Below are 11,968 nucleotides of genomic sequence, written 5' to 3'. Positions count from 1 at the left end.
GGCTCGACGGCGTCGCCGACGGCCGCGGAGCGAGCGCCTGATCAGCTACCGGCGCCGCCGTGATCGGTCCAGGCAATAGCGCGCAGCGGAAACGAGCCCATCCCGCGCACCGGCCCCGGCAGTGCGACCAGCCTGGCACCGATGCCGGGGACCGCATCCAAGTTCGTCACCACCGCCACGTTGCCGGGCCTATTCGATTGGTGTGGTGAGCCGGCAGGTGTGGTCTTGTGCCGGGAAGGTTCCGTCGCGGAAGTAGCGGTTGGTGGTGTCGAGGATGCAGGTGCTCAAACCCGGACGCAGTACCATGTGAATCCTGGTGTCGGCCAAGGTGATCAAGCGCGACCCTGACATTTGACGATGCAGCGCTACCGCTTGTGGGTAGGGTGTCCGGTTGTCGCCGGTGGCCTGCAGGATCAGTGCGGGCACGGCGTTGTCGACCACGGTGGGTGGTTCCACGGGCGGCGGCCAGAATGCACAGGGTTGAATGTTGTTGGCCAGTGCGGCGAAGATCGGCTGGGTCGGGCGGGCCGCCTGGATCGCATTCCAGTACCAGGCTGGGTTGGCGGGCATCGGTGCGTCCGCACACCAGATCTGCACCATGACCGAATCTTCGTCGTGCTTGTCGGCCTCGATCTGCTGGTGCAGTTCCTGGGGCACCTGCGGTGCGCGTCCCTGGGCCGCGTCGGTGATGGCTCGTACCGATGCCGCCAGGGCGTCGTTCAATCGCGCGTCACGCAACATGTTCCACAGCACGGTCGGCAGGAGATGATCATCGAAGCCGAAGCCCTCGACCACGATCGGCGACAGCGCTGCTCGGTCGATCAGGCCCTGGACTCTGCGACGCACCTCGGGCGCGGAGGCGCCGAGGTGGTACTGCCGGTCACGAGCAGCGACCCAGCGGGCCCAGTCGTCGAAGGCCGCTTCGACTGCCGGCCCCCAGTCCTGTTGCAACCCAAGCCAATAACGCTGCGGATCGATGGCACTATCGAGCACCATGCGATCGGATCGGCCGGGGAACAACTGGGCGTAGACCGCACCCAGGTACGTTCCGTATGACACGCCGTAATAGCTGATGCGGTCCGCGCCCAGTGCCGCCCGGATCACGTCCATGTCGCGGGCGGTGTTGCGGGTGCTGAGCTGCCGCATCCAGGCCTGATCACCCACCAGGCAATCGGCGGCCAGCTGTGCTTGCAGAACTGTTTCGGTGACGAATCCGGGCAACCCGACACCCGCCGAGCGGATCGGGGTGGAGACCGGCCAACCGCATCGCTGCTGCCGCCCGGAGCGGGCGACACCGCGCGGGTCGAATCCGATCAGGTCATAGCGGCTGAGCACATCCGGTTCGAGAACATAGCCCACGAGACCGAACGCATCGATCCCCGGCGTACCCGGTCCGCCCGAGTTGGTCAGCAGCACACCACGACGGTGTGCGGTGTCACGTGCCGGGATCCGCGAGACCGCAATCGTGATGCTCGGCCCGTCCGGCCTGCCGTAATCGAGTGGCACCTCGACCTCCGTACAGGCCGCGCCCTCCGCCACCAGGGCCGCATCATCGCACGTACGCCAGTCGAGATGTTGCTGATGAAAGCGTGTCAACGGGTCTGCTGGTTCAGCGACCGCAACACCGGAGGCAGAGGCCACCGTGACCGCGAGAACGGCAACGATCACCGTCGCGACACCACCCCAGACATCATGCAGCAAACCATGAGGACGACGACGCTCCCGGAACGTGGCCGAGTACCGAACTCCAACACCCACGAGGACCAGACCTTTCAGCAAGTCGAGACCGAATCGCACCGGGAGCCATCGCCAACCACCCAGCCGAGCAGAAATCACTCCTGGTCAGCCGCAAACCCAGGCGACTTCGGGGAAACCACGGTGTTTGCACCTCGACCGCGGATTTCGCGGCGGGTTGGCGGAAGCGAGTGTAACGTCCGATCACTGGGATCGGCGGTTATGTGAGCTCGTTGTTGAGCAGATATTCGGCGACGGTCGCGTAACACATAGCAACCTCACGGCAAATATGCCCGGTTGCCGCGGCGGTCCGCAATACGGCTGCGACCCCGGTGCCGACGGCGAAGTATCCGATCGGCAGCCGACCGCGCCGCTCTGCCGACTCAACCGATGAGTGGCCCACCCGGGAATTGCCCAGGTCTCGAATCGTTGATTTGCGCGGATTCGATATTACGATTTACGCAGGCACGTCTGGTGCACAGGAGGCGCAGGGTGCTTGCCCAAGTCGATTTTCGGCGGGTGTTCGAAGCCTCGCCGGATCTATATCTGGTGCTCGACCCCGACCTTCGGGTCGTGGCTGTGACCGACGCGTATGCGCAGGCGACGATGATCGACCGCGATAAGATCCTCGGTCGCGACGTTTTCGAGATTTTTCCCGACAATCCCGAGGACACCGCAGCGGAGGGGGTCCGTAACGTGCGGGCGTCGCTGGAGCGGGTCTTGCGCGGCGGGGTCACCGATGCGATGCCGGTGCAGCGTTATGACATCCGCAAGGCGGACGGCAGTTTCGAGCAACGGTTCTGGAGCCCGTCCAACTCCCCCGTCCACGACTCCCACGGGCAGTTGCTCTACATCGTTCACCGCGTCGAAGACGTCACCGAGTTCATGCGGCTGCAGGCTGCCGAAGCCGCACAGCAACGGGAAACCGCGTACCTGCACGCCACCACCGAACGCATGGAGCAGGAAGTCTTCACCCGTGCCCACCAGGTGGCCGAGAGCAGCCGTCGGCTCAAGGAAACCAACGCCGAACTCGCCGAGTTGTATGCGCGTACCAAGGAACTCGACGAGCTGAAAAGCCAATTCTTCGCCAACGTCAGTCACGAACTGCGAACCCCGCTGACGCTGATCCTGACGCCTGCGCAGCAACTGCTCAGCGCGGTGCCCGCCCACGATCCGGCCCGCAGCGGCCTGGAGATGATCATCCGCAACGCGCAGATCCTGCTTCGGCAGGTGAACAACCTGCTCGATGCCTCCCGGCTGGAGGCCGGTGCGGTGCGACCGGACTACACCCGGGTCGACATCGCCGAACAGGCCCGCCTCAGCACCGCGTTCTTCGAATCGCTGGCGGTCGACCGCAGCACCGAATTCATCGTCGACACCCGGCCGGTGATCGCCGAGCTGGACCCCGAACATCTGCAGCGGATACTGGTCAACCTGCTGTCGAACGCCTTCAAATGTACGGGCACCGACGGGATCGTGCGCTGCACGGTCCGGCCGGAGCGCGGTCACGTCGTGATCGAGGTCGCCGACAGCGGTCCCGGAATCCCCGCAGCACACCGGGACGCCGTGTTCGACCGCTTCCGGCAACTCGACGGCGATGCAGCCCGCTCGACTCCCGGCACCGGGCTGGGCTTGAGCATCGTCCGTGACTTGGTCAGGCTGCACCGCGGCGACATCCGCATCACAGATGCACCCGAAGGCGGCGCGTTGGTGACCGTCGACCTGCCCACATCCGCGCCGGCGGGCACTCCCGTCCGCGCGAGAGCCGACCTCGAATTCGCCGAACAGCAGACCGCCGCCAGCGAGGCGCTCGCCGAATTCACCGCCACCGCACCGGCACCGGACCTCGAATCCACCGCAGAGACAGCGAAGCCGGTCGTCGCCGTCATCGAGGACAACCCGGACCTGAACGCCCTGTTGCAGCGCACGCTGTCCGCTCGCTACCGCGTACTGGCCGCCTACGACGGCCGAAATGGGCTGGAACTCGCCCGCAGCCACCGGCCCGACCTGCTCATCTGCGACATCATGATGCCGAACATGGGTGGCGACGAACTTCTCAGCCACGTTCGCGCCGACCCCATACTCACCAACACTCCAGTGTTGGTCCTCAGCGCCCGAGCCGACGACCAATCACGGCTGGCCCTACTGCGGGTCGGCGCCAACGACTACCTGCCCAAACCCTTCGATATCACCGAACTGCAAGCCCGCGTCGACAACCTGGTCAACCTTCGCCTCGCCGAATCCCGACTCCGCACACTGCGGATCGCCGGCGAACGCGAACGCATCGCCCTGGAACTGCATCGCACCGTCGTGCATCGCTTGTTCGCCCTCAGCCTTCAACTCATCGGAACCCGACCCCTGATCCGCGGCGCCGCCGTGGCCGATCGCCTCGACGCCGCCGTCACCGAACTCGATGCCATCATCGACCAGATCCGGCTCACCATCAACGAACTGGACACCACCGCCACCAGCGGCGTCGATCTCCGCACCCGGCTGTCGGGCCTGATCGGCGATACCGCAGAAGCCCTCGGCATCCACTCGGCCACTACGTTCCGAGGTAGGTTCGACACCCTTGACGACGCTCTCGGCGACGCTCTCCACGGCGCCGCCAACCACCTCGTCGCGACCATCTCCCGCTGCCGCCCGGACAAGATCACACTCAACGCCGATCTCGGTGACCGCGAGCTGACGCTCGCCATCACCGAAACGGCTACCGCCAGCACAGTCATCCCACTTCCATCGGCCAGCGACACCGACCTCCTTCCCCCGGTGCTCACCGCCCGAGACGCCACGCTCGAGGTCACCGCGGCACCGCCCGGCGACACCACGTGGACCTGGAAGGTCCCGATCCAGGGCTGGCACCAGACCTGATGGGGCCGACATGGAAGCCGGCGGCGTGGACGCGCCGTCGTCATAGCCGACCGCCAAGACCGCGTGGCCGCCGACGACCCGCTCGTTCGGCCCTGGCATCGGGACCTCGCCGTTCTTGGCCACCTCGGGTGACTCGAAACTCTGGTACACAGTGAAGCCGAACACGACCGCCAGGCGGGAGGCGAGCGCGTTGCGCAGCTCGCCCATGGTGGCGATGCTCTCGTACCTGATCGCGATGTCGGTCTTGGCATTGACATAGCAACGCCTCGGCGGCTTCTGGGCGAAGAGCGCGGTGTCGTAGGGCCACAGGGCCTCCGGGCACACACCCTCCCGGTTGACGACCTTGATGCCGTCACGGATCTGGGCGCCCGAGTCCGAACCAACGGTGCCTTCCCTGGCTCGCTCGTTGTAGTAGATGAAAAGCCGGGACGGCATGAAGTCGGTTTCCCCCTGCCGATCCCGCTCGTACTCCATCGCGGCGCCGATGGCATTGGCTGTGCACGACCCCAACATGCCTTGGTCGTACACCGGCGGCATTTGTGGCCGCAGGTCGTGAGCGCGGCCTGCATGCTCGGGGGCCGCGCCCACCTCGTCGATGCGTCAGGGGAGCTGGTCCAGTAGCCACCATCCGGCTTCTTCGGTCATCCATGAGGAATCCGCCGGCGGTGTGGATGCGTATAGCGACTCATCGAACATCGACAAGCCTGGATCGTCCTGGGCGGTGAGGCCCTCAACGTCAATTGTGCTGTCGGTGGTGATCTTCAGGCTCCTGGGTAGGCGGGGCATGAAGCCGACGTCATTGAGTGCGGTCTGCTCGGCCGGGGTCGGTATCGTGCTGTCGAGGGAGAAGTAGGCGCCGACGCCGTGGTGGACTCCCTCGTATTCCAGATCCGCCAGCACGTATCGCGCCACGAGCGCGGCCCGGCCGACGCCACCGAGGACTGCTGGCTTATCGTTCGAGCGGCGCCTTTTCGTTTCCAGCACCGCGGATCTGACCGCGCCGGCCGCGGTGTCCCAATCCGCGACAGGGCCATAACTGACGAGGATCGCGTCGCGGCCGCGCTCGGCGAGTTTCGTGCCGAACGGATAGTTGGGGCCGTTCACCGTGTCGGCGAAGGCTTCAAGTGCGGCGGCGTCCCGGCCGCGCTCGGCAACCAGAATTATCGGCGCGATCACCTGCGGTCCTGAGAACAGATACGCCCACGCGGTCCCCCCGCTATCGAGCGTCCACTCCTGCGACGGTTTGCTCTTGACGGCCATGATCGAACCCTCCTACGGGTGAGTACGAACGAACCACCGGAAACAATCCGTGAACTCTGCTGCCTCCCCGCGCGCGAAACCGGCGGAAAGACGCGCCACTACCATGCTCGCGACCGGTGACCAGCCACCTGAGCCAGTGACTACCAGACCGGAACAATGAACAACGATAGAAGACAACCCGCCCGGGCCGAACCGTTTCCAGCCGAAGGGAATGTCTGACACCGCGGCGATTCGGGGCTCTGGTTGCCCGCGCCGCGCCGTCCGACCGGGCAACCTCCGACAGCACGGTGAACGCCTGATGGCAGGGTTAAGGTGGGGCGTCGGTGATCGTTCCCTGCACGGTTGCCGACGGCACGAAGGTTATGAAGTCCACCGCCCAGGGCCCCGGGCATTCCGCACGAGGTCCTGGGCGGCGAAATGTTCGGGTGCGCTCGAAGAGCGTGCACCAGCCAGGCTGGACCACTCTGTGATGTTCGCCGGAGATTTCCCTGTACCCCCGCATCCGTGCTGGCCGGGTACGGCATTGCGGGCTTGTTCGGTGTCACCCTCGGCGCTCGGCAGCGCCATACCGTCAGCGCGGTAAGATCAAGATGAGGAACTGATCATCCGGGGTTGAGTAACAGCTCGGGACCTCGGAGACGGTCTCGGTGTGGCCATCGACAACTGGACGGCACGAATCTACGGCCCATGTCCATCTCAATCGCGGGTGCGAGAAGAATGTGGGATTCCTATGTCTTCCAAATACCTGGCTCCGGTGGTAAGAAGCGACCCCGTCCGACCATCGTCTGCTTACGTCCGTGTCGTGCGAACTCGGCCTTGTGTCGGTGTCACGCTGTGCAGCGTGCTCGGTGAGGTCGATTTGGACACCGCGGCGGAGTTCGAGCGGCAACTGCTCGCAACGCTGCACACTGCTGAACCGACCATCGTCATCGACCTGTCCGAACTCGGTTTTCTCGGTGTGGCAGGACTGGAGGTGCTCGATGACGCACGGGCATGGTCGAAGCACACCCACGAGATGTACCTCGTCACCGGCACCCAGGGCGTGGACCATGTGATCGCGGCCAGCGGTATGTCGGCGTGCTTCGACACTTTCGCCAACCTCGACGACGCGCTGCGTGAAGTGGCGAAGCGACACGGTCACGGATGAGAACGCGGCCCATGTGCGCTTACCGCTCGAATCGCGGAGGGCCATCAGCAGGGAGCACAAGTACGTCACCGATCTGCAGCTGCTGAACCTGTTGTACGGGCGGCTGATTCTGTTGTAGGGGCGGCCGGGCGCTCGGGCCGGACGCAGACCATGCCCTCGCTGAAGCCGGCCGAGCCGATGCCGAAGGCTGCGTTCAGCCGGTCGAGGTTCACCAGGGTCAGCAGGGCGGTGATCTCCACGAGCTGCTCGTTCGTGAAGTGTTCCTGCATGCGAGCGAACAGTTCGTCGGTAACCTCCACCGGGGTGCGCATCACCGCGATGGTGTATTCGAGGGCGACCTTCTCGCGATCGGTGAACAGCTCGCTGGTACGGAAGTTGGGCAGCGCCAGCAGTTCCGGGTCGTTGAGGCCGGAGTTGCGGCAGATCTGCGAACCCAGATCGAGGCAGTATTCGCAGCCGATCAGCTGCGAACCCTTCAGCTCGACGAGATTGGCGAGTCTTGCATCGATGGTTCGGTGCTTGCGGATGGCCTGATTGAACCGGCCCATGCCGATCATCATCTTCGGCTGGTAGGCCCAGATCTCCATCGGCTCGATCCCGCTTCCGAGCTGCGGATCGCGGCCGGTCAGCTTCCGCATCATGCGTGGCCCGAACAGGTAGGCGAGCTTCACCAGCGGTGCCGCCTTGCCCATCGGGACTCCGGGAATTCGTGCCATTTTCTCGTCCTCCTGCCTGCGTATTGATCCCCCTTCAACGGTAGGCGTCCGGGCTCGGCCGGATGTGACACCGCAGTGCCGCCCTACCGCCCTGGGTCGCCTGGAGCAGGGCACGCCGAGCACGCCTGGCACACCCTGTTCGACACCGTTCACGCCCCACCCGCCGTCTGACTCCCCGACCGCCTCGCCCGAGCCGGGGTCCCGACCAGGAACAAAACGTTCCGTACCCCAACCCGAGCGGCAGAACATGATCACCCATCAGGACGGCAGTTTCGCCGCGATCACGTCGGTATACACGATCTCCGGCGACGCAGCGAGCAGTCGCGCCAACTCCTCGACCGACTGGCCATTGGCCTCCAGGTGATCTTGACGACCCGCGTCGTCCGCGAAGGCGTCCACAACGGCAAACGTTGTAGGCCCCAGGCGTAACGCCAACCACACGGCCGTCGACTCCTCGCGCTGCACCGCAGCCAAAGCCGCGTTCAGTATCGCCTCGACCTCATCAGCCTTGTCCGCCTTGGCCTCGAGCCGCAAGAACAAACCAACCTTGACAGTCATGGCACTCCTTAACTGGTCAAACTTTTGTATTGATCGATCTGAAAGTACCGTAACAGACATTCGGAGTGATCGCTATAGAATAGGAACACAACCCGATAGGAGCGAAGAGATGCCGATGGGCCGCCCTCGCTCGTTCGACCGCGAAGCCGCGCTCGAGCGAGCCGTCGACGTGTTCTGGGAGCACGGCTACGACGCCACCTCCATCGCCCTGCTGTGCGAGCGGATGGCGATCAGCACACCCAGCCTGTACTCGGCGTTCGGGGACAAGCGCGCCTTGTTCCTCGAAGCGCTCGACCGCTACCTGCACACCTACGGCGCCTTCACCGCACAGGCGCTCGCCGAGGAACCCACCGCCTACGGCGCGATCTCGCGACTGCTGCACGAGGCCGCGGGCGCCTACACCCGTCCACAGCACCCGGCCGGCTGCCTGCTCATCACAGCGACCACCAACTGCACCCCGCAATCGGCGGACCTCAAGACGCACCTGAGTGAAATACGCAGGGCCGCAACCGAAGCCCTCGAGCAGAAGGTCCGCACCGGCATCACGGCCGGCGAACTCCCCGCCGACACCGACAGCCACGCCTTGGCCCTCTTCTACGGCGCCACCATCCAAGGCATGTCGGCCACCGCCCGCGACGGAGGCGACCGCGCCGACCTCGACGCAATCGCCGCGACCGCCCTTCACGCCTGGCCTCGAACGCCGTCGAGACCGGACTCGCACCGTCGGTGAGCGATGCCGCCGCGCTCAGGCGGGTGTGACCGCGTAGGGCGCTGCGCCGCTGAATTCGGCGGCGTGCCGTAGCGCGAACTGCCCGAAAGTGGTCGGCTCGATGCCGAACTTCGTGTGGGTGCCGAGGTAGACCTCGGCCACGCCGAGTTCTCGCCGTTGGTTGAACAGCTGCAGGAACGCGTTGGCGCGCGCCGGCGGGTATCCCGCGTCGAGCCACTCCCGCAGCTTCTGCTCCGGCGCGACATCGACGTAGGTGACGGGTTTGCCTACGGCGCGCGAGATCCGGTCCGCTATCTCCTCGACGGTCAATGCGTCGGGTCCGGTCAAGTGGTAGGTGTGCCCCTCGTGTCCTGATGTGGTCAGCGTGGCATGGGCCACTTTGGCGATGTCTTCGATGTCGACCGGGGCCAGTGTCGCGGCCCCGAGCGGCAAGCGGATCTGCCCGGATTCGAGGATGTCCGGGATCTCTTCGAAAAAGACCTGCATGAACTGACTGGGACGCAGCACGGTCCACGCGACCCCGGAGCCGGCCAGGTACCGCAGGATCTGCTCGTGGCTGCGCGTGGAGCGCATGGCGTTCGGGTCCATCCCACGCGTGGCGTCTCGGCCCGAAAACTTCACGATGTGCGACACCCCGGCATTCTTGGCAGCGTCGATGAAGGTCACCTGGGTCTCGAGCAGATCTGGCCCGGCGCCCGAAATCATCAGCACACGATCCACTCCGTCGAACACGCCGGTCATGGTGTGCGGCCACAACATGTCGCCATGAACCACCTCAACTGTCGGGTATTGGCTCAGGTCGACCCCATTGGACGGGGTCCGGACCAGCGCGCGAACCGGTTCGCCGCGCCGCGCGAACTCGCGTATCACGGCCGATCCCGGACGTCCGTTCGCCCCGGTTACGAGGATCATCTGCACTCCAATCGTCATTTAGTACTAAAATAGTATCTTGTAGTATCAAGATGGAACTTACAAGTCCCAAACTGGCCTCGAATCCGGGTAGGGTGGCCTTCGTGGAGTCGACACGCAGCTACGAGGACGCATGCGCCGTCGCGCACGCCTTGGACCTGGTCGGCGAGCGCTGGTCGCTGCTGATCGTGCGAGAGTTGGTCTTCGGCCCGAAACGTTTCACCGATTTGCGCCGCGGCTTGCCACGCGCGAGCCCGAACCGCCTGTCCCGACGGCTCGACGAACTAGAGGCCGCGGGCGTGCTCCGCCGGCGCAGACTCCCGCCTCCCAGCGCGTCGTGGGTGTACGAGTTGACCGATCGGGGCCGCGAACTGGAATCGGTCCTGTACCACCTAGGTCGGTGGGGTAGACGCGCACCCGGGCGCGATCTCGAGGCGCACCTCAGCGCCGACGCGGTGATGCTCGCTCTGCGGGACGATTTCGCACCGGACCGCCCCGACCGCGTCGAAGCGCGGTTTGCCTTCCACCTCGGCGACGATCACTTCGATGTCCACGTCGCCGACGGCAAAATCGATGTCACCAGGGCCGTGACCGACCGCCCCGACGTGTCGGTCACCACCGACCCGAAAACCGTTGCCGCCCTTTTCACCAGGCGGATGACGATCGCCGAGGCACAAGCCGCGGCACGACTCGAGGTGGAAGGCGACCCCGACCTGTTGCAACGCCTGTTCGAGGCGGCACCCCGCCCTGCCGGCTGAGTTCAGGTATCACTGTGGTTCTCCTGCAGGAGAGTCAGTCATGGCGCTGTCCGACGAGGTCGAATCGGTTGATCATCGCCGGATCCTGGTAGCTGGTGATTCCGGTGACCTGGTGTGCGTCAACCGCCAGCACCACCACAGCGAACAAGGTGAAGGGCGAGTCCGGGTGCTCGCGGCGGTAGGCCACTGCGGTGGGTTGCCCGTTCACGATCGTGGGATGCATCCGGTATCGACCGGCCGTCGTGCCGATCACCTGCGCTAGGCGCGCGATACAGCGGTCTTTGCCCGCCAGCGAGGTGCCCAGGGGTACGGATTCGAGGGTGGCGTCGTCGCGCAGCAGCTCGGTGAGCGCGGGGATGTCGGCGTTTTCGAACGCGGCCATGTATCGGTCGAGAACGGCGCGGGCCTGCGGCGAATCCGGTTCGGGCACTGCGTCATCCACGGGTGCGAGTTCGTCGAGTGTGGCGCGGGCGCGTTGCAGCGCGCTCTTGACCGCCGCGACGGTGGTGCCGAGTATGTCGGCGACTTCGGCCGCGGGGTAGGACAGCACCTCGCGCAGGATGAACACCGCCCGTTGCCGTGGCGGCAGATGTTGCAGGCTCGCTATCAGCGCTAGCCGCAGAGTCGATCGGGACACCGCGATCTCGGCGGGGTCATCGCCGGCAGTCTCGTAGAGCCGGTTGGGAAATAGCTCGATCCACAGCGGATCCGACGTGCCGGTGGCGAACGGTGAATCGGGATCCGCACTGGTTGGGCCGATTCCGGACGGCAGGACTCGGCGCTGCTGATGGGCCACGGCTGTCAGGCAGAGGTTGGTGGCGATCCGGTAGAGCCATGCCCGCGCCGTCGAACGTTGTTCGAATGATTCCCAGCCACGCCATGCCCGCAGGTAGGTCTCCTGAACGAGATCTTCGGCTTCGTGGACCGAGCCGACCATCCGGTAGCAGTGGGCGATCAGCTCCGGCCGGTACCGGTCGGCGGTGCGTAGAAACTCGTTCCGGTCGATCGTGCCCGAAATCATTGGCCGCATGTCAGCTCCTCCACGAACGTCACGGTTGTCAGCCCCGATCGGCCAGGACAGTGTCGGCGACGGCGCCGCCCTCACGAACCCGAACGCACCGCTGGTTGGGCACATCGGCACACCAGACGGCGCCCTCGCTGTCGACACATATCCCGTCCGGCACGCCGGTGCCGAGGTCTGCCCAGACGCGTCGCCGGGACGGACCGCCGGCGGCAGACACCCGAGCCACTCGAAATTCATCGGTGGCACACCGACCTGCGAGCC

The 11,968-nt window shown here is 65.4% G+C and carries 12 protein-coding genes; 4 read left to right on the top strand and 8 right to left on the bottom strand.

The window, feature by feature from the left end; translation table 11 throughout:
• Window positions 1-41 precede the first annotated feature (41 nt).
• Complete coding sequence (locus KO481_RS43970; RefSeq protein WP_281066132.1) at window positions 42-170, bottom strand: hypothetical protein; 129 nt, start codon at window positions 168-170, stop codon at window positions 42-44.
• Between the two features lie 19 nt (window positions 171-189).
• A complete protein-coding gene (locus KO481_RS18840) occupies window positions 190-1,668 on the bottom strand; it encodes an alpha/beta fold hydrolase (protein ID WP_215918507.1) in 1,479 nt (492 codons plus the stop codon).
• Window positions 1,669-2,124: 456 nt separating this feature from the next.
• Between KO481_RS18840 and KO481_RS18835 the strand changes: the two genes are divergently transcribed.
• Window positions 2,125-4,605, top strand: a complete 2,481-nt coding sequence (locus KO481_RS18835; RefSeq protein ID WP_215918506.1) for an ATP-binding protein — start codon at window positions 2,125-2,127, stop codon at window positions 4,603-4,605.
• Between the two features lie 600 nt (window positions 4,606-5,205).
• Here KO481_RS18835 and KO481_RS18830 read toward each other — a convergent pair.
• Window positions 5,206-5,865, bottom strand: a complete 660-nt coding sequence (locus KO481_RS18830; RefSeq protein ID WP_215918505.1) for a hypothetical protein — start codon at window positions 5,863-5,865, stop codon at window positions 5,206-5,208.
• 730 nt (window positions 5,866-6,595) lie between these two features.
• Here KO481_RS18830 and KO481_RS18825 point away from each other — a divergent pair.
• The gene (locus KO481_RS18825; RefSeq protein ID WP_245401194.1) at window positions 6,596-7,012 is read left to right on the top strand and encodes an STAS domain-containing protein; all 417 of its coding nucleotides are present in this window, start codon (window positions 6,596-6,598) and stop codon (window positions 7,010-7,012) included.
• Window positions 7,013-7,077: 65 nt separating this feature from the next.
• Here KO481_RS18825 and KO481_RS18820 read toward each other — a convergent pair whose 3' ends face one another.
• Window positions 7,078-7,728, bottom strand: coding sequence for a carboxymuconolactone decarboxylase family protein (locus KO481_RS18820; protein WP_215918503.1), 651 nt, complete (start codon window positions 7,726-7,728; stop codon window positions 7,078-7,080).
• A 258-nt stretch (window positions 7,729-7,986) separates the two neighbouring features.
• Window positions 7,987-8,286 carry a putative quinol monooxygenase gene (locus tag KO481_RS18815; RefSeq protein WP_215918502.1) on the bottom strand — a complete coding sequence of 100 codons (300 nt, stop codon included), beginning with the start codon at window positions 8,284-8,286 and terminating at the stop codon, window positions 7,987-7,989.
• Between the two features lie 109 nt (window positions 8,287-8,395).
• Here KO481_RS18815 and KO481_RS18810 point away from each other — a divergent pair, with 109 nt between their 5' ends.
• Window positions 8,396-9,016, top strand: a complete 621-nt coding sequence (locus KO481_RS18810) for a TetR/AcrR family transcriptional regulator (protein ID WP_215918501.1) — start codon at window positions 8,396-8,398, stop codon at window positions 9,014-9,016.
• Window positions 9,017-9,031: 15 nt separating this feature from the next.
• Here the strand turns inward: KO481_RS18810 and KO481_RS18805 are convergent, their stop codons facing one another.
• Window positions 9,032-9,946 carry an SDR family oxidoreductase gene (locus KO481_RS18805; protein ID WP_215918500.1) on the bottom strand — a complete coding sequence of 305 codons (915 nt, stop codon included), beginning with the start codon at window positions 9,944-9,946 and terminating at the stop codon, window positions 9,032-9,034.
• A gap of 83 nt (window positions 9,947-10,029) precedes the next feature.
• On the opposite strand from KO481_RS18805, the gene KO481_RS18800 reads away from it, so the two are divergent.
• Window positions 10,030-10,683 (top strand): winged helix-turn-helix transcriptional regulator, encoded by a 654-nt coding sequence (locus KO481_RS18800; RefSeq protein ID WP_215918499.1) that lies wholly within the window; start codon window positions 10,030-10,032, stop codon window positions 10,681-10,683.
• Between the two features lie 34 nt (window positions 10,684-10,717).
• Here the strand turns inward: KO481_RS18800 and KO481_RS18795 are convergent, their stop codons facing one another.
• Entirely contained in the window at window positions 10,718-11,713 is a 996-nt protein-coding gene (locus KO481_RS18795) for an RNA polymerase subunit sigma-70 (RefSeq protein ID WP_245401167.1), read from the bottom strand.
• 28 nt (window positions 11,714-11,741) lie between these two features.
• Window positions 11,742-11,924 (bottom strand): SMP-30/gluconolactonase/LRE family protein, encoded by a 183-nt coding sequence (locus KO481_RS18790; protein WP_308166711.1) that lies wholly within the window; start codon window positions 11,922-11,924, stop codon window positions 11,742-11,744.
• Window positions 11,925-11,968 lie beyond the last annotated feature (44 nt).

It is taken from the genome of Nocardia albiluteola (assembly GCF_018860155.1).
Taxonomy (GTDB): Bacteria; Actinomycetota; Actinomycetes; order Mycobacteriales; family Mycobacteriaceae; genus Nocardia; species Nocardia albiluteola.
This window is presented reverse-complemented; position numbering and strand designations above follow the sequence as displayed.